The 20,470-nt window shown below is 64.4% G+C and carries 22 protein-coding genes; 10 read left to right on the forward strand and 12 right to left on the reverse strand.

Annotated elements, in window-relative coordinates:
* Positions 1-118 precede the first annotated feature (118 nt).
* On the forward strand, positions 119-2,248 hold the full coding sequence (locus OUY36_RS05400; RefSeq protein WP_152480930.1) for a two-component system response regulator: 2,130 nt from the start codon (positions 119-121) through the stop codon (positions 2,246-2,248).
* 7 nt (positions 2,249-2,255) lie between these two features.
* Here the strand turns inward: OUY36_RS05400 and OUY36_RS05405 are convergent, their stop codons facing one another.
* The 3 genes from OUY36_RS05405 to OUY36_RS05415 all read right to left on the reverse strand — a co-directional run bounded on the left by OUY36_RS05405 (position 2,256) and on the right by OUY36_RS05415 (position 6,742).
* The gene (locus OUY36_RS05405) at positions 2,256-3,164 is read right to left on the reverse strand and encodes an acyltransferase (protein WP_152480931.1); all 909 of its coding nucleotides are present in this window, start codon (positions 3,162-3,164) and stop codon (positions 2,256-2,258) included.
* Between the two features lie 131 nt (positions 3,165-3,295).
* Positions 3,296-5,392, reverse strand: coding sequence for a phosphate acetyltransferase (gene pta / locus OUY36_RS05410; RefSeq protein WP_063544583.1), 2,097 nt, complete (start codon positions 5,390-5,392; stop codon positions 3,296-3,298).
* A 162-nt stretch (positions 5,393-5,554) separates the two neighbouring features.
* The gene (locus OUY36_RS05415) at positions 5,555-6,742 is read right to left on the reverse strand and encodes an acetate kinase (RefSeq protein WP_063544585.1); all 1,188 of its coding nucleotides are present in this window, start codon (positions 6,740-6,742) and stop codon (positions 5,555-5,557) included.
* Between the two features lie 239 nt (positions 6,743-6,981).
* On the opposite strand from OUY36_RS05415, the gene OUY36_RS05420 reads away from it, so the two are divergent.
* The 4 genes from OUY36_RS05420 (at position 6,982) to OUY36_RS05435 (ending at position 9,977) form a co-directional block, all read left to right on the forward strand.
* Positions 6,982-7,467 carry an FKBP-type peptidyl-prolyl cis-trans isomerase gene (locus OUY36_RS05420; RefSeq protein WP_063544587.1) on the forward strand — a complete coding sequence of 162 codons (486 nt, stop codon included), beginning with the start codon at positions 6,982-6,984 and terminating at the stop codon, positions 7,465-7,467.
* 114 nt (positions 7,468-7,581) lie between these two features.
* Complete coding sequence (locus tag OUY36_RS05425; protein ID WP_063544589.1) at positions 7,582-8,064, forward strand: glutathione peroxidase; 483 nt, start codon at positions 7,582-7,584, stop codon at positions 8,062-8,064.
* A 143-nt stretch (positions 8,065-8,207) separates the two neighbouring features.
* Positions 8,208-8,852, forward strand: coding sequence for a TetR/AcrR family transcriptional regulator (locus OUY36_RS05430; RefSeq protein WP_110777919.1), 645 nt, complete (start codon positions 8,208-8,210; stop codon positions 8,850-8,852).
* A 15-nt stretch (positions 8,853-8,867) separates the two neighbouring features.
* Complete coding sequence (locus OUY36_RS05435) at positions 8,868-9,977, forward strand: NADH:flavin oxidoreductase (RefSeq protein WP_152480932.1); 1,110 nt, start codon at positions 8,868-8,870, stop codon at positions 9,975-9,977.
* A 175-nt stretch (positions 9,978-10,152) separates the two neighbouring features.
* Here the strand turns inward: OUY36_RS05435 and cysZ are convergent, their stop codons facing one another.
* From cysZ to OUY36_RS05465, 6 genes are all read right to left on the reverse strand, one after another.
* Positions 10,153-10,908, reverse strand: a complete 756-nt coding sequence (cysZ, locus tag OUY36_RS05440; protein ID WP_063544595.1) for a sulfate transporter CysZ — start codon at positions 10,906-10,908, stop codon at positions 10,153-10,155.
* Between the two features lie 213 nt (positions 10,909-11,121).
* Positions 11,122-11,460, reverse strand: coding sequence for a HopJ type III effector protein (locus OUY36_RS05445; RefSeq protein WP_063544597.1), 339 nt, complete (start codon positions 11,458-11,460; stop codon positions 11,122-11,124).
* On the reverse strand, positions 11,457-11,750 hold the full coding sequence (locus OUY36_RS05450) for a DUF1244 domain-containing protein (protein WP_063544771.1): 294 nt from the start codon (positions 11,748-11,750) through the stop codon (positions 11,457-11,459). Before OUY36_RS05450 ends, OUY36_RS05445 begins: the two co-directional genes overlap by 4 nt.
* Before the next feature lie 76 nt (positions 11,751-11,826).
* Complete coding sequence (gene folX / locus OUY36_RS05455; protein WP_003285881.1) at positions 11,827-12,201, reverse strand: dihydroneopterin triphosphate 2'-epimerase; 375 nt, start codon at positions 12,199-12,201, stop codon at positions 11,827-11,829.
* A gap of 17 nt (positions 12,202-12,218) precedes the next feature.
* The gene (folM, locus tag OUY36_RS05460; protein WP_110777916.1) at positions 12,219-12,923 is read right to left on the reverse strand and encodes a dihydromonapterin reductase; all 705 of its coding nucleotides are present in this window, start codon (positions 12,921-12,923) and stop codon (positions 12,219-12,221) included.
* Between the two features lie 67 nt (positions 12,924-12,990).
* Complete coding sequence (locus OUY36_RS05465; RefSeq protein ID WP_063544601.1) at positions 12,991-13,617, reverse strand: hypothetical protein; 627 nt, start codon at positions 13,615-13,617, stop codon at positions 12,991-12,993.
* Positions 13,618-13,822: 205 nt separating this feature from the next.
* Here OUY36_RS05465 and OUY36_RS05470 point away from each other — a divergent pair, with 205 nt between their 5' ends.
* The gene (locus OUY36_RS05470; protein ID WP_267937082.1) at positions 13,823-14,275 is read left to right on the forward strand and encodes a flavodoxin; all 453 of its coding nucleotides are present in this window, start codon (positions 13,823-13,825) and stop codon (positions 14,273-14,275) included.
* 105 nt (positions 14,276-14,380) lie between these two features.
* On the forward strand, positions 14,381-15,157 hold the full coding sequence (locus OUY36_RS05475; protein WP_110777915.1) for a class II aldolase/adducin family protein: 777 nt from the start codon (positions 14,381-14,383) through the stop codon (positions 15,155-15,157).
* A gap of 12 nt (positions 15,158-15,169) precedes the next feature.
* Here the strand turns inward: OUY36_RS05475 and OUY36_RS05480 are convergent, their stop codons facing one another.
* Genes OUY36_RS05480 through olsB form a run of 3 tightly spaced genes read right to left on the reverse strand, consistent with a single transcriptional unit; the run spans position 15,170 to position 17,296 of the window.
* Positions 15,170-15,739 carry an acyl carrier protein phosphodiesterase gene (locus OUY36_RS05480; protein WP_267937086.1) on the reverse strand — a complete coding sequence of 190 codons (570 nt, stop codon included), beginning with the start codon at positions 15,737-15,739 and terminating at the stop codon, positions 15,170-15,172.
* A gap of 39 nt (positions 15,740-15,778) precedes the next feature.
* Entirely contained in the window at positions 15,779-16,552 is a 774-nt protein-coding gene (locus OUY36_RS05485; protein WP_253747601.1) for a lysophospholipid acyltransferase family protein, read from the reverse strand.
* Complete coding sequence (olsB, locus tag OUY36_RS05490) at positions 16,553-17,296, reverse strand: L-ornithine N(alpha)-acyltransferase (protein WP_048328673.1); 744 nt, start codon at positions 17,294-17,296, stop codon at positions 16,553-16,555.
* A gap of 166 nt (positions 17,297-17,462) precedes the next feature.
* Between olsB and OUY36_RS05495 the strand changes: the two genes are divergently transcribed.
* The 3 genes from OUY36_RS05495 (at position 17,463) to OUY36_RS05505 (ending at position 20,409) form a co-directional block, all read left to right on the forward strand.
* Positions 17,463-18,356, forward strand: a complete 894-nt coding sequence (locus OUY36_RS05495; RefSeq protein WP_267937115.1) for an acyl-CoA dehydrogenase — start codon at positions 17,463-17,465, stop codon at positions 18,354-18,356.
* 260 nt (positions 18,357-18,616) lie between these two features.
* Positions 18,617-19,774 carry a phospholipase D-like domain-containing protein gene (locus OUY36_RS05500; protein ID WP_267938094.1) on the forward strand — a complete coding sequence of 386 codons (1,158 nt, stop codon included), beginning with the start codon at positions 18,617-18,619 and terminating at the stop codon, positions 19,772-19,774.
* A gap of 53 nt (positions 19,775-19,827) precedes the next feature.
* Positions 19,828-20,409, forward strand: coding sequence for a DJ-1/PfpI family protein (locus tag OUY36_RS05505; RefSeq protein WP_267937117.1), 582 nt, complete (start codon positions 19,828-19,830; stop codon positions 20,407-20,409).
* Positions 20,410-20,470: the final 61 nt, after the last annotated feature.

Genomic DNA, 20,470 nt, shown 5'->3' on the forward strand with positions numbered 1-20,470 from the left:
AACAGGCTGAACAACGTGATTTCAAGCTGGTAGCGCAGTCATCGGTATACGTGGTGCATGCTCCCGTCGGCGGGTGTTCACCGCTGACGGTCCTGCAGTGTCGGCCCGGAGGTTGGCGATGAGTCAGGCGCAGCTCAAGGCCAGACCGCGAAGCCGTACGCTGCTGGTGGTGGATGATCGCGAGGCCAATCTGGTGGCGATGGAGGCGCTGCTCGGCGACGGTGACTGGCAGGTGCATACGGTCAACTCCGGCGAGGCGGCGCTCAAGGCGTTGTTGGAGCTCGACGTGGAGCTGGTCCTGCTGGATGTGCAGATGCCCGGCATGGATGGCTTCGAGGTTGCCCGCTTGATGCGCGGCAGTCCGCATACCCGCTATACGCCGATCATCTTCGTCTCGGCCATCGCGCATACCCGTGATTCGGTGTTGCGCGGCTATGCCACCGGCGCGGTGGATTTCATTCTCAAGCCGTTCGACCCGCAGGTGCTCAAGCACAAGATCAACACGCTGTTGGCCCACGAGCACAACCGGCGCGATCTGCAGTTGCTCACCCAGCAACTCGACAGTGCCCGCGCGTTCAACGCGTCGGTGCTGAGCAACGCCGCCGAAGGCATTCTGGTGGTTGCCGAGGATGGCATCATCAGCTTTGCCAACCCGGCGATCGCCGGCATGCTGCACACCCGCGTCGAAGACCTGCAGGGCACGCCGTTGCTGGCACACCTGGCCGCACCGGATATGCCCGCGGAGTGGCACGAATCGGACTTCTATCGTTACTGGCGCAGTGGCTCGACCTTCCGCCTGCACGAAGCGCAGCTGCATACCGCCAACGGAACGCCGCTGCCGGTGGCGCTATCGAGCTCGCCGCTGCCGCGCCAGCAGCGCTCGATGGTGGTGATCGCCCTGGATATGTCAGTGGTGCGCAACCTGCACACGCAGCTGGAAACCCAGGCGGTCACCGACTCGCTCACCGGACTGCTCAATCGCCGCGGGTTCCATCAGGCGCTGGAATCGTCGCTGGCGCGGGTCGATCGCAACGGCAAGCGCATGGCGATCCTCTACATCGATCTGGACGGCTTCAAGCGCATCAACGATTCGCTCGGCCACGACGCCGGTGATGAAATCCTCTGCAAGGTGGCGCGCCTGCTGGAAACCTGCATGCGCCCGTACGACATCATCGCGCGCATGGGTGGCGACGAGTTCACCGCGCTGCTCGATTCCCTAGACCAGCCGGAGGACGCCGCGCGGGTCGCGGAAAAACTCATCGAACTGATCTCGGTGCGGCACAAGATCGATGGCACCGAGGTAACCCTGGGCGCCAGCATCGGCATCGCGCACTTTCCCGACTGCGGAGTCAGTGTCGACCAATTGCTGCGCTCGGCCGATATGGCGATGTACGAGGCCAAACGCGCCGGTCGGCGGCAGTATCGCTTTTTCTCCAGCGATATGAACGAGCGGGCGCATGCGCGGCTGATGATGGAGGAGAACCTGCGCAGCGCCACCGACCGCAACGATTTCGAGCTGCTCTACCAGCCGCAGGTGATGCTCGACAGCGGAGCCCTGCGCGGTTTCGAAGGCCTGTTGCGCTGGCCGCAGGGCGAGGCCGGCGAGAACCAGCCCGGCGTGTTCATCCCGTTGCTGGAAGAAACCCGGCTGATCGAGCGGGTAGGCGACTGGGTGCTGCGCGAAGGGATGAACGAGTACGTGCGCTGGCTGCCAGCCCTCGGCACCGACCTGATCCTCAGCCTGAACGTCAGTCCGGTGCAGTTCAGCCGGGCCGGGCTGTTCGATTCACTGCGACGGCTGCTTGATGAATACCAGCTGAACCCGGCTCAGCTGGAGCTGGAAGTCACCGAAGGCACGTTGATGCAGGATCTCGAGCAAAGCTGCGAGAAGCTGCGGCAGCTGCGCAAGCTCGGAGTGCGCGTGGCAATCGACGACTTCGGCACCGGCTATTCATCACTGGCCTATCTGCGGCATTTCGAACTGGACACGCTGAAGATCGACCAGCTGTTCATCGCCAATATGCTGGACTCGCCGCGCGATGCGGCGGTCGTCAGCACCATCATCGACCTGGGTCGCAACCTGGGGCTGGAAGTGGTGGCGGAGGGCGTGGAAACCCTCGCTCAGCGCGATTGGCTGGTGGAAAACGGCTGTGATGTCATGCAGGGCTTCCTCGTGTCCCCTGCGGTTACCGCTGAGCAGGCGCGCGCCTTTGCGGCGCAGCCCGTCTGGCAGCCGCCGAGCCGCTAGAGCTGCCTCAGCGGCGCGGCGCAAACTGCTCGTGCAGTTGCGCCAGCTCGGCGTCCTTTTCGCTCCACAGTTCGTTGACCCACTGCTGGAAGCTCAGTCGATAGGCCTCGTCCTGGTCATAGTTTCTGCGCAGGAACTCGCCAGGGATCGGCTGCGCCTTGAGCCGCAGGACCACCTCGGGAATGTTGCCGGCGAGCAGATCCCAGAAGCTCGGTCGACCGTGCGGGTAGTGGATGGTGACGTTGATCAATGCCGTCAGCTGCTCGCCCATGGCGTCGATGACGAAGGCGATGCCCCCAGCCCGAGGCTTGAGCAGGTGGCGGTAAGGGGACGCCTGCTCGTCGTGTTTGTCCTCGGTAAAACGCGTGCCTTCGAGGAAGTTGAACACCGACACCGGGTTGGTCCGATAACGCTCGCAGGCCCGCCGCGTGGTGGCCAGGTCCTCGCCGCGCTTTTCCGGGTGCTTGGCCAGATACTCCTTGCTGAAGCGCTTCATGAACGGAAACTCCAGCGCCCACCAGCACAGGCCGATCACTGGCACCCAGATCAGCTCCTGCTTGAGGAAGAACTTGAGGAACGGCATGCGCCGGTTGAGCTGGTACTGCAGCACCAGAATGTCCGCCCAGCTCTGGTGATTGCTGGTCACCAGGTAGGAGTGATGCATATCGACCTGATCCAGCCCCTGCACGTCCCAGCGGATTGGACGGACCAGGTCCATCCAGAAGCTGTTCATCGCGATCCAGGACTCGGCGATCCAGTGCATGCCGAAGCGCAGTGTGCGTTGTACCGCTGGAATGGGAAGCGCCAACTTGAGCAGTGACAGGGCGAACAGCGGCCAGCACCAGAACAGGGTATTGAGCGCCAGCAACAGCGCGGCGAGGGCGCCTCGCACTGGCGCGGGGAGGAAATTCAGCATGGAATTCTCATCGATACGGCTGATTCGAGGCGCCAAGAGTAGCGATTATGCGCTGAACTGCAACTATCGAGAGCGAAAGGCGATTGCTGCCGCCGGCCCCAAGGCGCGGCGACAGCGATCGTCGAGGCCGATCAGGCCTTCTGGTTGGCGGCCTGCAGTGCGGTCAGGGCGATGGTGAAGACGATGTCGTCCACCAGGGCGCCGCGCGACAGGTCGTTCACCGGCTTGGCCAGGCCCTGCAGCATCGGGCCGACGCTAAGGCAGTTGGCGTTGCGCTGAACGGCCTTGTAGGTGGTGTTGCCGGTGTTCAGGTCGGGGAAGATGAACACCGTGGCCTGGCCGGCCACCTTGCTGTTCGGCGCCTTCTGCCGGCCGACGCTGAGCACGGAGGCGGCGTCGTACTGCAGCGGGCCGTCGATCGGCAGCTCCGGTGCGCGCTCTTGGGCGATGCGCGTGGCTTCGGCGACCTTCTCGACTTCCGCTCCGCTGCCGGAGCTGCCGGTGGAGTAGCTGATCATCGCGACACGCGGGTTGACGCCCAGCGCCACGGCGGACTCGGCGCTCTGCAGGGCGATCTCGGCCAGCTCGGTAGCGCTCGGGTTCGGGTTTACCGCGCAGTCGCCATAGACCAGTACCTGGTCCGGCAGCAGCATGAAGAACACCGAGGACACCAGACTGTAGCCCGGTGCGGTCTTGATCAGCTGCAGGGCCGGGCGGATGGTGTTGGCGGTGGTGTGCACGGCACCGGAAACCAGGCCGTCCACTTCGTCCAGCGCCAGCATCATGGTGCCGAGGACCACGGTGTCCTTCAGCTGCTCGCGGGCATCGTCGGGCGTCAGGCCCTTGGCCTTGCGCATTTCGCACATCGGCTCGACGTAGCGGTTGGCGATGCTGTCCGGATCGAGGATCTCCAGGCTGGCGGGCAGGGTGATGCCCTGCTCGCGGGCGACCTGCTGGACTTCCTCCGGCTTGGCCAACAGCACGCAGCGGGCGATGCCGCGCTCCTGGCAGATGGCGGCGGCGCGGATGGTGCGCGGCTCGTTGCCTTCCGGCAGGACGATGCGCTTGTTGGCGTCCTGGGCGCGCTTGACCAGCTGGTAGCGGAATGCGGCAGGCGACATGCGCAGCTCGCCACGCGGCACGCTGCAGCGGGTGTGGAGAAATTCCGGGTGCAGGTGCTTGGCGATGAACTCGGTCACGCGGGTGGCGCGCTCGATATCGTCCGCCGGGGTTTCCTTGTTCAGGCCGAACAGGTTGTTGGCCGTATCGTAGGAGTTGCTCTCCACGGTCATCACCGGCAGGCCGCCATCCAGGGCGGCCTTGCACAGCTCGAGGATGCGCGGGTCCGGCTCGAAGTCGCTGCACAGCAGCAGGCCGGCGAGCTTCTCGCCGTTGAGCGAGGCCAGGCTAGCGGCGAGGATGATGTCGTCGCGGTCGCCCGGGGTCACCACGAGCACGCCGGAGCGCAGCAGTTGCACGGTGTTGGGCACGGCGCGGGCGCAGAGAACGATCTTGTTCACGCGGCGCTGGTCGGCCTCGCCGGCGTTGAGCACCTGGGCGCCGAGCAGTTCGGCGATGTCACGGGTGCGCAGCGCGTTGAGTTCCTCGGAGAACGGGATGGCGCCGAGCAGCTGGAAGTCGGCGCTGCCCAGCAGCGGCAGGTGCTGCTTGAGGCTGTCGATGAAGGCCGGCAGACCTTCCTCGGTCTTGACCTTGTTGAGGATCACGCCGAGCACTTTCGGATCCTTGGCGCCGCCGTACAGCTGGGCCTGGATCTCGATGCGTTCGGCCAGGCGCTTGAGGCTGTCGCTGCCCTGGGCGCCGATCAGGATGACCTCGGCGTCCAGGCTCTTGGCCAGCTGGGTGTTGATGCGCTGGGTGTAGTTGGACTCGCGGGTCGGCACCATGCCTTCGACGATGACCACGTCCTTGCCCACAGCAACTTGCTGGAAGCGGCTGACCACGTCCTCGAGCAGGAGGTCGATCTCGCCATCGGCGAGCTGGCGCTCGACCTGTTCCAGCGGCAGCGGCTCGGGAGAAGTCAGGTTCAGCGTGCGCTCGACCAGGATGCAGGAGCGTTCACGGCCCTGATCGACCGGGAAGGGTTGGGCGATCGGCTTGAAGAAGCCGACCTTCAGCCCGGCGCTTTCCAGCGCGCGGATCAGGCCAAGGCTGATGGAGTTGAGGCCGCCGCCGAAACCGGTAGGGGCAAGGAAGAGTGTGTGCATGGCATCTCCTAGTGGACAGGGTGCTCGGGTAACGGGAGCTGGGCGCCGGCTAGGCTAGGCGACTCGCCCGGGGGCGGAAACTGCCGGATTGCCGCGGCGCTCAAGAGCGGAAACCCGACGGCAGAGCCAGTCGGGTTTCGTATCGCTGCTCGCCTGCTGTGCTCAGGCGTCCAGCAGGGCCAGCGTGTCGAGGGCGATCTGGCGCTCCTCGTTGGTCGGCACGACCATGACGCGCGGGCTGCCCTCGGCCTGGATCTCGCCGGCAACGCCGCGGGTGCAGCGGGCGTTGGCCTCGGCATCGAGCTTGAAGCCGAACAGCTTGAGGTGATCCAGTGTGCGCTCGCGTACGGCCGAAGAGTTCTCGCCGATACCGCCGGTGAAGACCAGCCCGTCCAGCTGCGGCAGGGCGCAGGACATGGCGGCCAGCGACTTGGCCAGGCGATAGCAGAACACCTCGAAGGCCAGCACGGCGCCCGGATGGCCGGCCTGGCGCGCTTCGGCCAGGGTGCGCATGTCGTTGGACAGACCGGACAGTCCCTTCAGGCCGCTCTCCTTGTTGAGCATGTTGTCGATCTTGGCCAGATCCCAGCCCAGGGTCTTGTTTAGGAAGTTGTGCAGGCTCGGATCGACGTCGCCGCTGCGGGTGCCCATCACCAGGCCTTCGAGCGGGGTCAGGCCCATGCTGGTGTCGCGGCTTTCGCCATTGACCACGGCGCAGGTCGAGCAGCCGTTGCCCAGGTGAGCGACCAGCCAGCTGCTGTTCTCGACCGGCAGGCCGGCCAGCTCCGCGGCGCGCTTGCTGACGTAGCGATGGCTGGTGCCGTGGAAGCCATAGCGGCGTACGCCGTGCTCCTTGTAGAGCACGTCCGGCACGGCATAACGGTAGGCGTGCTCGGGCATGGTCTGGTGGAAGGCGGTGTCGAACACGCCGACCTGTGGCAGTTCGGGGAAGAGATTGATGGCGGCGTGGATACCGCTCAGGTTGGCCGGGTTGTGCAGCGGTGCCAGCTGGATGTTGGCTTCGATGCCGGCCAGGGTTTCATCGGTGAGCAGCGACGAGGCGAAGAACTTCTCGCCACCGTGCACGACACGGTGGCCGATGCCGTCCAGGTGGCCACCGGCGGCTTCTTCCACGCGCGGCAGGATCTGGGCCAGAGCAGCCTGATGATCGGCATTGGGCACCTTGACGCTTTCCTTGCCAGCGGCGCTCTCGAAGTGGATGACGGCCTCCGGGCTGCCGATGCATTCGGCCAGGCCTTGTAGTGGGAAGGTCGCTTGCGCTTCGTTGACCAGGGCGAACTTGATCGACGAGCTGCCACAGTTAATCACCAGGATGTTACGAGCCGACATCGGTGCTCCTTGGATCTCTAATGTTATTGAAATGGGTGCCAAAGATACTTTTCGCGGATTCTTGCACATCGGCCATGAAAGCGATGCCATCCAAAGGTTGTAGTCCCACGTTCGATGGGACTACATCGTGACCGCTTGCGACGAGCGGCGATTGGCCCGTTCATCCAAGGTCGGTTCGCAATCGGCGTGGCGGATGGTTAAACTTCGACATCCATTCTCTAAAGCAAAGGTTCTGCCCCATGCTGATTGCCGCTAACAAGGCTGTCTCCATCGACTACACACTCACCAACGACGCCGGTGAGGTGATCGACAGCTCGGCCGGCGGCGCGCCGCTGGTCTACCTGCACGGCGCAGGCAACATCATCCCCGGCCTGGAAAAGGCGCTTGAGGGCAAGCAGGGCGGTGACCAGATTCAGGTCGCCATCGAGCCGCAGGACGCTTACGGTGAGTACAGCCCGGAGCTGGTCGCTACGCTGAATCGCGCCATGTTCGAAGGCGTCGACGAACTCGAAGTCGGTATGCAGTTCCACGCCTCGGGTCCCGATGGCGGCATGCAGATCGTCACCATTCGCGACGTCGAAGGCGACGACGTGATCGTCGACGGCAACCACCCACTGGCCGGCCAGCGCCTGAACTTCGACGTCAAGGTCGTCAGCGTGCGTGACGCCAGCGAGGAAGAAGTGGCCCACGGTCACATCCATGGCGAGGGTGGTCACCACCACTGATCCGGCTGCCCTAACGGCGACCGCACGCACGGCGGCAGGAATGGCTGCCGTGCCGATCGAAAAAGAGAGCGCTCCGGTCGTGTGCCGGGGCGTTTTTTTGTCAGGAGAAATGTCATGAGCGCATTCCATCAATTGGTGTTGCCAGGCCTGGGTGGCGAGGAATTGCCGCTGGCGCAGTTCGGCGATCGGATCACGTTGGTGGTCAATGTCGCCTCGCAGTGTGGCCTGACGCCGCAATACGCCGGCCTCGAGCGGTTGCAGCAGCAGTACGCCGCGCGCGGCTTCAGTGTGCTGGGCGTGCCGTGCAATCAGTTCGCTGCGCAGGAACCAGGTAGCGACGATGAGATCCGCTCGTTCTGCACGCTGAATTACGGCGTCAGCTTCCCCCTGAGCGGCAAGCTCGAAGTCAACGGACCGCAGCGTCATCCGCTGTATCGGCTGCTGGCAGGTGAGGGCGCCGATTTTCCCGGGGACATCAGCTGGAACTTCGAGAAGTTCCTCGTCGGCAAGGATGGCCGAGTACTGGCGCGCTTCTCGCCGCGCACCACGCCGGACGATCCTGCCCTGATCCAGGCAATCGAAAGCGCCCTGAGCTGATCCCGCCAGATCGCGCGGCCGCGATTGCGGTCGCGCATCTTTCCTCCCGCTCTGCGTGTTATGCCATCGCTGCCATGGTTGCGGCTGAATAAGCGCCATGGATGATGCTGTGCCGGCGAGACGACCGGTCATATTCTCGGCGCATGAGCAATCCAGCACGCAACGACAAGCGCGACCTTATCCTCTCCAAGGGCGCCCAGGTGATGACCCGCCGCGGCTACCACGGTACCGGGGTGCAGGAAATCGTCCAGGCTGCCGGTATTCCAAAGGGATCGTTCTACCACTACTTCGCCAGCAAGGAAGACTTCGCCCTGCAGGCGCTGGAGTACATCTATGCGCCGCGGCTGGAGCGCTATCGGCTGGCGTTGAGCAACGCCGTATTGCCGCCCGCGCAGCGCATCCTCGATTACTACGCCGATCTCGTTGCGCATTTCGCCCGCCAGGAAAAGCCCGAATATCACTGCTTCATCGGCAGCCTGAGCTTCGAGATGGCCGAACTCTGTCCGCCTATTGCCACCCGGCTCAGCGAGATTCTGACGCGCTCCGTCGAGCTGCTCGCGCACTGCCTGGAGCAGGCGCGCAACACGGGGGCGCTTGCGCCGGACAGCAATAGCCAGGTCGTTGCCGAGTTCATCAGCAACGCCTGGGAAGGCGCGCTGCTACGCATGAAAGTGAGCGGCAGCGTCGCACCACTGCAGGTTTTCCTCCAGCAGCTCGAGCGCCTGCTGGCGCCGGTCGCACCTCATTCACCGGGCGCGAGCGCCCGGTTGCCTTGCCCAGATGAATAAAAAGGAGTCGTATCGATGACCGCTAGCGTACAAGCCCTGTTTGAACCCTTCGAATTGGGCGCCCTTCGTTTGCCGACCCGTGTGGTCATGGCACCGATGACCCGTTCGTTCTCACCCAACGGCGTGCCCACTGCCGACGTGGTGGAGTACTACCGCCGGCGTGCTGCCTCCGGGGTCGGACTGATCATCACCGAAGGCACCACGGTCGGTCATGCCGCGGCGAACGGCTATCCCCATGTGCCGCGCTTCTACGGTGAGGATGCCCTGGCTGGCTGGAAGGCGGTGGTCGAAGCGGTGCATGCCGCTGGCGGCAAGATCGTCCCGCAGCTCTGGCACGTAGGCAACGTGCGCCGCAAGGGCACCGAGCCGGAGCCGGAAGTGCCGGGTTATGGGCCGATGGAAAAGCAGAAGGACGGGCAGGTCGTCGTGCACGGCATGACCAAGCAGGACATTCAAGATGTGATCGAGGCCTTCGCCCAGGCTGCCCGCGATGCGCAGGCGATCGGCATGGACGGCGTCGAGATTCACGGTGCTCACGGCTATCTGATCGACCAGTTCTTCTGGGAAGGCAGCAACCAGCGTTCCGATGAGTACGGCGGCAGCCTGGCCAACCGCTCGCGCTTCGCCATCGAGCTGGTACAGGCCGTACGCGCAGCGGTCGGCCCCGATTTCCCGATCATCTTCCGCTTCTCGCAGTGGAAGCAGCAGGACTACACGGCACGCCTGGTTCAGTCGCCCGAAGAACTCGGCGAGTTCCTGGCACCTTTGTCGGCGGCCGGCGTGGACATCTTCCATTGCTCGACGCGGCGTTTCTGGGAGCCGGAGTTCGAAGGCTCCGATCTCAACCTCGCCGGCTGGACCCGCCAGCTGACCGGCAAGCCGACCATCACCGTGGGTAGCGTCGGCCTGGATGGCGAATTCCTGCAGTTCATGGTCAAGACCGACAAGGTGGCGCAGCCGGCCAACATCGAGGGATTGCTGGAGCGGCTGAACAAGGCCGAGTTCGATCTGGTCGCTGTGGGACGTGCCCTGATCTGCGATCCGGAATGGGCGGTGAAGGTGCGTGAAGGGCGGATGGAAGAGATCCTGCCGTTCAGTCGGGAAGCGTTGAAGACGCTGGCGTGAGTGACGGCGGCAGCCAGGGTGATCTGGCTGCCGATTCCCCCTTACCCGGCAGCATCCGGTCTCGCCAGGCCTTCGTGCTGAGCTGTCAGCATGGTGACGTGGTGCGGACGGAGAGACTCTAACCCTCACACCTTGCGGCGCTGGAACCGTGACCGCCGAGCGCGACGCCTGACGTCTATGCGGGTCGGTCCAACTGCCGATTCGGCCCGCCTTCCCGGACCCAGAACAGCGTCGCCCCCGCCACCGCCGCGGGCATGATCAGCAGGTTCAGCACCGGCACCAGCAACGCCGCATAGGTCACCGCGCCAAAGCTCAGGCTCTGCCAGCGGCGCTGGCGCAGCCAGGTCATCATGTCCGCCCAGCTCAGCTTGTTGTTGTCCGCCGGATAGTCGATGTACTGCACCGCCATCATCCACACGCCGAACAACAGCCATAACGGTGCAGCCGCAAGGTTCAGCACCGGGATGAACGAGAGCACCAGCAGGGCCAGCGCACGCGGTGCGAAGTAGGCCAGCTTGCGCAATTCACGACCGATGGTGCGCGGTAGCATGGCGAGCAGCTCGGTCCAGCTGAAAGGCGGGGCGGCATCTTCCCCGCGTACCACCACCTCGACCTTTTCAGCGAGAAAGCCGTTGAACGGCGCGGCGATGATGTTGGCCAGCATGGTGAAAGTGAAGAACACCATCAGCACCACCAGTGCAACGAACAGCGGCCAGAGCAGATATTCGAGAAAGGCCAACCAGCTCGGCAGGCTCGGCATGAAGGTGTCGACCCAGCCGCTGAACTGGCCCACGGCGAGCCAGATCAGGCCGAAGAACAGCAGCACGTTGACCGTCAGCGGCAGGATCACGAACAGCCGCAGCCCCGGGCTGAGCACCAGCCGCAGGCCTTCGCGCAGGTACTGCGGGCCGGAAAGAGCGGATACGGGCATGGCATCTCCTGTGAGGCGTTGTCGCGACGGGAAGGCGGGATAGTCCACGACTATGGGCAGGATGCAAAAGCTGAATTATCCGCAGCACTGCGGCATGGGTAAGGTGGCGCCCATCGCTTTTCGGGTCATCCGCTCCTTAAGCCTTCCCCAAGTGCTTGGATGACCCTTTTTATTTCAGTCGAGTCGGGCGAACCGGCTCGCAACGCACGGCGTCTACTTGCGCTTGAGCGGCACGCTGTCGAAGCGCACGCCTGGCAACCCGGTTTCCATCAGCGCGCGAATGTTGCGGTGGTCGCTGCCGTTCGGGTTGGCCAGCACCGCCTGGTAGTGTTCGCCGAATGCGAGCAAGGCCTCTTCGGTGCTGAAACCTTCCAGTACCGCCAGGCCAAGTGCCTTGCAGGAACCTTCGTTCTCGCCAGCAGCGTTCTCGACGGCTCCGTTGACGAAACGAGTGGGCTGGTAGTCATAGGCGGCCTCGATAAAGGCGAGCGTTTCACTGAACGCGTGGTTGCGATTGCGCAGGCTGGCGCGGAAGTCCTTGAGGTCGTTCATGGTTTCTGTGCCTTGTCGAAAGCGGCCTGCTGCTCGGCGCTCGCTTCCTTCTGATAACGTTTTTTCCATTCACTGTAAGGCATGCCGTATACCTCTTCGCGGGCCTGGTCGATGCTCACTTCGACTTCCAGGTCGTCCGCGGCGGCCTTGTACCACTTCGACAGGCAGTTGCGGCAGAAGCCAGCCAGGTTCATCAGTTCGATGTTCTGGACGTCGGGGCGGGTGCGCAGGTGCTGGACCAGGCGGCGGAAAGCGGCAGCTTCCAGTTCGGTGCGTTCTTGCTCGTTCATCTCTCGGGTCTCGGCGTTGGCTGAGGTCGGCCGGATCATAACCTCGCGTCGTTGAGCGAACCAGCCTTGCGCAGGGTCAATCCCGATGGGCTGCCAGGGTGATCGATACCGACTCGGCGAAGCGCAGCGCGTGGGGCTTGTCGACCTCGACTTCGGCATAACGGACCTGCGGATAACGCATCACCAGATCGAGGATTTCCTGGGTCAGCCGCTCCAGCAGGGCGAATCGGTTGTCCTCGACGTGCTGGATGATCGCCTTGGTGATGGTGCGGTAGTTCAGTGCCTGCTCGATATCGTTCTCGCGTACCGCTTCGGCGGCAGGGTAGAGCATGGTCAGGTTGATCAGCACGTCCTGGCGATTGAGGATTTCTTCTTCCTTGATGCCGATGTAGGTGCGCAGCCGTAGGTCCTTGACGCGGATGCGCGCCATCGCGGGTTCCAGTCTGGGCATGTCGTCTCCTTGTCGTGTCAGATCAGATGGCGACCGCCATTGACGGTCAGTGTGGTGCCGGTGACGTAGGGGTTGTCGAGCAGATAGCGCAGGCTCTGGTAGATCACCTCGGCGCCGGGCTCGATGCCCAGTGCGGACTTGGCCAGCGCCTTGCGGCGATAGTCCTCATCGTCGTCCGGATTGAACTGGATCAGCGCCGGTGCAATGCCGTTGACCTTGATCTGCGGCGCCAGGCTGGCAGCGAAGGATAGCGTCAGGTTGTCCAGACCGGCCTTGCTCGCGGCGTAGGCGATGTGCTTCTTGCTGCCCTTGCGGGTGACGTCGTCACCGATGTGCACGATATCCGCTGGGCCGCCATGGCGCAGCAGCTCGGCGCAGTGCAGGTTGATCAGGTAAGGCGCGAGCATATGCACCTGGAACAGCTGGCGAAACGCCTCGGCTTCCTGCCCAGGGGTATCCGCGCGCCACTCGGAGGCGTTGTGGATAATGGCCCGCAGGCTGGAGATCTGTTGCCGGATGGCTGCGATGAAGTCATGGATGCCGGCTTCGGTGCCGAAGTCCGCCTGCAGCGCCAGCGCACCGCGGGCACGCAGACGAGTGATGCTGTCGCGCTCGCGACGATAGGTGACGATGATCGGGAAGCCGTCATCCAGCAGCCGCTCGGCGCAATGCAGGCCGATTCGCTGGCTGGCTCCGGTGATTAGAATCGGTGCCTGATGCATGAAAGTCCACTGCCGGATCATGAATGGGCCGCTGGTCTTTGCCAGCGGCCGCTACAGGCGTGGCAGCTTACACCAGATCGGTTGGCGGCTCAGGCTGCAGGCGGGGGTGTAGCCGCTGGTGCTGACGGTAGAGGAACGAGCGGATGCGCTCAGCGTCCCGTTCCTGCGGGAATTCCACCTCGTAGGCGGCCAGTCCTCCGGTCAGCTCGCGTACACGATGGGCATCGATTTCCAATGGTGCGTCGTCCGGCAGGGCCAGGCGCAGGTGAAAATGCTTGGGTGGCCTACGATGTTTGCCGGACTCCACCAGCAGGCCGTGGGGAGAAAGCTCATGCACGCTGAGCGAGCTTTTGCCACCGTCGTTCTCCAGCAAGGGTAGCGGTTCGTCCAGGTGCAGACGCCAGGCGCGCGTCGTCGGGCCGCGTTCGTAGATCACCGGAGGCGCCAGCTGCAGATTGAGGCTGTGAAGCTCGTCCTCCTCGAGCTGCACGGGAAACGACATGCAGAAATCTTCGAACTCGGCTTGCAACGACAGGTTGGCACGGGCCGCCAGTTGCATGAGCAGCTCGTTGGAGTGCGTACCACCGTCGATCCGGAAGCCTGTCGGGCGTTCGCCACTGGCCTCGCCATTGCGTTGCATCAACTTGCGGATGAAGGTCAGTTCGTCTTTGCTGAGAATCGTCTGTTCCGCCATGCGGATAACCTCGGAGGGCAATGCCTCTCCCGTCCAGCGTCGCTGCATGCGGGTGCAGCAGCTGGCTGCATTGTGGCAATCGGCGCTATGACTGGCGTTTCTCATTTTAGTTCAACTTCAGCAATGGGCATGCCGCTCGTGCCAGCGCCGCTCGCGGACGGCGAATGCGGCATAATGCGCGGCTCGATTCGTCTCGGAGCTGCACATGAAAGTCGCCATTCTTTCCGCAAGCGTCTACGGCACTGCCGAAGATGTCGCTCGCCACGCCGAACACCAGCTCAAGGCCGCTGGCTTCGAAACCTGGCACGACCCTCGTGCCCAGCTGCAGCAGATCATCGACTTCGCGCCCGATGCCTTGCTGGCCGTCACCTCGACCACTGGCATGGGTGAACTGCCGGACAGCTTCATTCCGTTGTATTCAGCCATTCGGGACCAGTTTCCAGCCTGGAGCGGCCTGCCCGGTGGCGTCATTGCGCTGGGTGATGCCAGCTACGGCGATACTTTTTGTGGCGGTGGCGAATTGATTCGCGAGCTGTACGCCGAGCTGGGCGTGCGGGAAGTGGTGGAGATGCTGCGTCTCGATGCCAGCGAGACGGTCACCCCGGAAAGCGATGCCGAGCCCTGGCTGGAGGCGTTCGCCGCGGCCCTGCGTGGCTGACCTGGCTCGCCGGGTCAGCGGCCTGGCTGCAAAGGCAACTGCCGCGCTGTCGGTGGCTGGCTAGAATCGATGGCACCTTCATGACAATAACAAGAGGTGCCATCGATGACTGCGCTGCACAGCCTGCCTTCGCTTCAGTCCCAGGTCAGCCCCGCCGAATGGCAGGCGCGGGTCGATCTCGCCGCCTGCTACCGCCTGGTGGCGCTGCACGGCTGGGATGACCTGATCTTTACCCATATCTCGGCGAAGATTCCCGACACCGAGCACTTCCTGATCAACCCGTACGGGTTGATGTTCCACGAAATCACCGCTTCGAGCCTGGTCAAGGTCGACCTGGCCGGCAACAAGGTGATGGACAGTCCGTACGAGATCAATCCCGCCGGCTATACCATCCACAGTGCGGTGCATGAGGTACGCCACGACGTCGCCTGCGTGATGCATACCCATACCTCCGCCGGGGTCGCGGTGTCGGCACAGCGCCAGGGCCTGCTGCCCATCAGCCAGCAATCGCTGTTCGTACTGGCCAGCCTGTCGACGCATGGCTACGAGGGCGTTGCGCTGAACCACGACGAAAAGGCGCGGCTGCAGGCCGATCTGGGCGAGACCGGCTTCATGCTGTTGCACAACCACGGCCTGATGACCTGCGGTGGCAGCATCGCCGACACCTTTCTGATGATGTTCATCTTCCAGCGCGCCTGCGAAATTCAGGTCATGGCGCAATCTGGTGGCAGCGAACTGATCGCCATTCCGGAGCAGATCCTGGCCGGCGCCAAGGCCATGGCAGCCGGGGTGACCCGTTCCCGCTCGGGCATGGGCGGTGCGCTGGCCTGGCCGGCCCTGTTGCGCAAGCTGGATATGCAAAGCCCCGGCTACGGTGCCTGAGGCAGCAGTGGCTCAGGCCGTTCGGGCGAAATGCTGAAGGGCTGGATAGAAGTCACGGAAGTCTTGGAGCAGCGGCTCGTATAGCTGCTCCAGCTCGGCCAGCCCGCCGGCGAGGCCATCCGGTCGGCTCAGGCGCCGGCTCATATTGGCCAGCACTCGTTCCAGTACACCGAATTCGCGATAACTGCCCAGCCAGTCGTGCGCCGCCATGTGCGGCGCGATCACCGCGAGCTTGCCTGGCAGTTCGGGTTCGGCGGCCAGCACGCCGTAGACGCGCTGGGTAAAGCGTTCCAGCGGTTCTGTGGAGTAGTCCGCCCAGTTGGCCGCCAGGCAATGATCGAAAAACAGATCGACCAGGATGCCGGCGTAGCGGCGCCGTTCGCTGGGAAAGCGGCTTTTGGCCTGCAGGACCAGCGGATGACTGTCGGTGAAGGCGTCGATCTGGCGATGCAGGCGGATGCCGGCTTCGATCTCGGCCGGCCAGCGACCCTGTAGCGGCCCCTTGACGAAATCGCCGTAGAGGCTGCCGAGCAGGTCGCCCGGCCGCGGGCCGCCGAGGTGAAGGTGTGCAAGATAGTTCATGGGCGAAGCTTAGCGCAGCCACCTGTTTTTCCGTACGCCTCAGGCGGCCTTGCTGATCTGCGCACGGGGCTCGACCAGTAGCGCGTTGGCGATCGCTTGCTGCGCGGTCATCGCAACGGTCTTGCGATCGAGCGCCATCACATCGATTGGTGGCAACAGCTGGATTTCCACGTCGCAGATATCGCTCGTCAGCAAGCGGCGCAGATGGGCGGGCAATTCGTCGTCGCCGACGAAGGGGGCGACGGTGTCCGGCTTGCCGTTGCGCCAATAGCGAATGGCGACCGGCTGGACGGCACAGCCGGCCTCGAGCGCGCAGGCGAACAGCCTGGGGTGGAAGGTTCGCACGTCGGTGCCATCGGTCGAGGTGCCTTCGGGGAAGATCAGTAGATGGCGCCCCTGTACCAGCTGCGTGGCCAGTTGCCGATTGACCAGCGCCGCGTCACCGCCGCCGCGGCGTATGAACAGCGTGCCGGCGGCCTGAGCGAGCCAGCCGAGGGCCGGCCAGGCACGGACCTCGGCTTTGGCCAGAAAGGATAGCGGTGCGAGCATGCCCAGCAGCGGGATATCGCACCAGGAGACATGATTGGCGACCCACAGCATCGGCTGAGTTGGTAGCTCGCCCGTGACGCGTAGGCGAAAGGGCAGGGCGGCCGCCAGCCGGGTGAGGAACCACTGGGTCAGCCGCTGCTTGCGCAAGGCCGAGACGGGTATCGCGCAGCGTTCGGCAATACCCAGTGCGCCAGCCACGATCAGACCGCTCAGCACCACCCCGGCGACCCGCAGCAGGCGCCAGTACCGGCGCAGGCGCGGCATCTATACCGCTGCCTTGAAGTGGCGCGCATAGCGTGGGCAGAGCTCCTCGCGCTTGAGCAGGATGAACACGTCGGCCACCTGGAATTCCTGATCCCAGCAGGGCTCGCCGCAGATCTTCGCGCCGAGGCGCATGTAAGCCTTGAGCAGCGGCGGGAGCTGGGCGGTGACGTTGTCCGGCAGCTCTTGCGCGGGCAGTGGGGTACGCGGCTCGGCATGCAGCAGCTCGGTGCTGAGGTGGCTGTCGCGCAGTCGCTGCATGATGGCGTGGGCCTGGATGCCGCCGTCGCGCATGGGGATGCTGGCGCAGCCCATCAGGTAGCGGTAGCCGCCCCGGTTGAGTTCCTCGGCCAGCTCGCTCCAGAGCACCGCGATGGTCGCGCCGTTGCGATAGGCCGGCGCCACGCAGGTGCGACCGATCTCCAGTACCGGCTCGTCCAGCTGGGCCAGGCCATGCAGGGCGAACTCGCCTTCGCTGTAGAAGCGGCCCAGCTGGCGAGCGGTAAGGTGATCCAGCAGGCGAGTGGTGGCGACCAGTTCGCCGCTGGCCAGGTCACGCACGCCGATATGCCGGCAGTGGCTATCGAAATCGTCCATGTCCAGGCCCAGTTCGGCGCCCTGCAGCCGAGCTTCGAACTCGCTGCTGAATACGCGGTAGCGCAGGGCCTGGGCTTCGCGCAGGGCCTCTGCGCCTTGCAGGCGTTCGGCTTGAAGCTGGCGTGTGCTGCGGTCGACGATGGCATTCATTGCTCTGTCTCCTTGTCCGCCGTGGCAGTGGCGGGTTGGCGATGCATCGCGAGCGTCTGGTTGTTATCGTTGGGCTCGCCTGGTCTGGCTGGATCAGGCTAGGGACGAGGCATGTCGCCGCTGTGACGAACGGATGATGGTTGGATGACGGCGTGAAACCTTGGAGATGAGCATGTCTTGGGCAGGATTGATCGGTCCGTTGCAGCCCGTTGCGGCAAGCGCCGGGCTACGTGGCTGGTACGAAGAGCTGTGCGGCGCGGCTGGCGACGCAGATTCGCTGGGGCTGGCGGTACTCGGCGGGCGTCTGGCGGCGACGCCGGGGCTGGCCTTTCTTGCCGGTTATCAGGCGGCGTTGCGTGCGCTGTGGCCCGACGCGCCGGCAGGGCTGGGAGCGCTGTGCGCCACCGAGCGACGCACATTGCGGCCGGCGGACATGTCCACGCGCTGGGACGGCGTGCAGCTGAGCGGCAGCAAGGACTTCGTCACGGCCGGCGATGCGGTGCAGTGGTTGCTGGTGTCGGCCCGTGAGGAGAGCGTCGACGAGGCACCATGCCTCGGTCTGTTCTTCGTCGAACCAGCCGCTGCGGGCGTGGTGCTGAAGCAGGGACCGAGCCTGCCGATCGTGCCTGACATCCCGCACGCCCGTCTGCAGCTCGATGGTGCACCGGCAACGCGGCTGGCTGGTGATGGCTGGAGCGACTATGTCAAACCCTTCCGTACCCATGAGGATCTGCACCTGCTGGCAGCGCTGAGTGCCTGGCTTTATGGCGTGGCGCTGCGCGAGCGGTGGCCGCTCGGCCTGCAGCTTCGTCTGCTAGCGATTCTCGGCGGCGCTGCGGAAGTGGCCCGCTTGCCGGCTAAAGAGCCCGCCACGCATCTGCTGCTGGCTGCACAGCTCGAGCAGTTCGCTGCGCTGCAAGCCGATTTGGATTCGGCCATGACGCATGCGGGAGGGCACTGCGCCGCGCTGTGGCAACGCGATCGAGCTGTCCTGACGCTTGCACGCGGTGCCCAGGCACGACGCCTGGAACAGGCCTGTAGCGCGCTCGGACTGGGGTAGGTCCAATTCGGGAACTCTGCCCGCTCGGTGCGAGCCTATAGGAGTCACCGCATTGCGCCGGCGTCGTTCATGCCGGCCATTGCCTTGCCGAGACGGGCGGGTAAGCTACCGCGCTGCGTCCGTCTTGCGCGGATCGATGTAGCACTTCCGTTTTGCTTCGGGATGCCCGCCGGAAAAAGGGATTTCATGTCGTATCGTTGTTGGTCTGCCAAGTCGTTTCGCTGGACTGCTGGCGCGTTCAACCCGGGTGTTCCCAGGTGATGCTGGCTGGTGCGGTATTCCCCTGGCGCAGCGACAACCGCTTCCGTCTGCTGGTCGACGGGCCGCAGTTCTTTCCCGCCATGATCGAAGCGATCGAGCGCGCCGAGCGGCGCATCGATCTCGAGCTCTATCTGGTGGAGGACGGCTATTGTCTGGAACGCTTGCTCGAGCCGCTGCTGCGCGCGGCGGAGCGGGGCGTACGTGTGCGCTGCCTGTTCGACGGCTTCGGTTGCCTGAAGATGAGCCAGACCAATCGCGATAGGATGACCGCGGCCGGAGTCGAGCTGCGGCTGTACAACCCGCTGTCGCTGCGCCTGAAGCTGCGCAATCTGCACCGCGATCATCGCAAGCTGTTGCTGGTGGACGGCTGCGTCGGCTTCGTCGGCGGCACCGGCATCACCGATGACTTCTGGAACCCGCGCAAGCCTGCGGTGCACTGGCACGAGGTGATGGTCGAGATGTTCGGCCCGCTGTTGCAGGACTGGCAGGCGCTGTTCGACAGCCAATGGGTGCACTGCCTGAAGCGACGGATCTGGCAATTGCCGCTGCCGAGCCGCGCACCGCGCATCCCGCATGTGCCTGAAGGGCTGGGCCTGGGCCGCGTCGCCTATGCCGCGGCGCGTCAACACCGCGATATCCTGCTCAGCCTGCTGCGCAACCTGCGCCGCGCGCAGAATCGTATCTGGCTGGCGACGCCCTATTTCCTGCCCACCGGTAAGGTGCGCCGTGCGCTGATCCGCGCGGCACGCCGTGGCGTCGACGTGCGCCTGCTGCTCACCAGTCGCAACACCGACCACCCGCCGGTTCGCTATGCCGGCCAGCGCTTCTACCCGCGTCTGCTGCGTGCCGGCGTGCGGATCTACGAATATCAGCCACACTTCTCGCACCTGAAAATGGTGCTGGTCGATGACTGGGTCAGCGTCGGCTCGTGCAACTTCGACTACTGGAATCTGCGTTGGAATCTGGAGGCCAATCTCGAAGCCATCGATGCCGCCTTCAGTGCGCAGGTCCAACAGAGTTTCGAGCGCGACTTTCAGCACAGCAGGGAGATCGACCTGGCCGGCTGGTACGCCAGGCCGCTGCACGTGCGGCTCTATCAGCGCATGTGGGGCGCAATGGACCGCCTGCTGGTGAACATTTTCAACCGCAATGGCTGAGGCCGTTGCGTACCGGAGCGATGCTCCAAACCCGCGCGAAAGAGGACGATGCAATGGCAGCAAAGAACATTTTGATGCTGGTGGGTGACTACGCCGAGGATTACGAAACCATGGTGCCGTTCCAGGCACTGCAGATGGTCGGCCATCGCGTGCATGCGGTGTGCCCGGACAAGAAGGCCGGCGACACCGTACGCACCGCGATCCATGATTTCGAGGGCGACCAGACCTACAGCGAGAAGCCGGGCCACAACTTTGCGGTGAACTTCGATTTCACCGCGGTGCGTGCCGAGGACTATGACGCCCTGGTTATTCCCGGCGGCCGCGCACCGGAGTATCTGCGCCTGAACGAGCAAGTGCTGGCGCTGGTGCGGGCCTTCGACGAAGCCGGCAAGCCGATCGCCGCCGTCTGTCATGGCGCACAGCTGCTGGCCGCTGCCGGTGTGTTGCAGGGCCGCGCGTGCAGCGCTTACCCAGCCTGCGCACCAGAGGTGAAGCTGGCCGGCGGCGACTACGTCGATATTCCGGTCGACCAGGCGCACACCGAAGGCAATCTGGTCAGTGCCCCGGCCTGGCCGGCGCATCCGGCCTGGCTGGCCGGCTTTCTCAAGCTGCTCGGCACCGAGATAAAGCTGTAGGATGCGCGGCGTGCCGTCCCGCATTTGCCGGCGGCACGCATGTCAAACCCCGCGGCTCGTG

Source organism: Stutzerimonas sp. R40042, assembly GCF_026642215.1.
GTDB classification, from domain to species: Bacteria; Pseudomonadota; Gammaproteobacteria; order Pseudomonadales; family Pseudomonadaceae; genus Stutzerimonas; species Stutzerimonas frequens.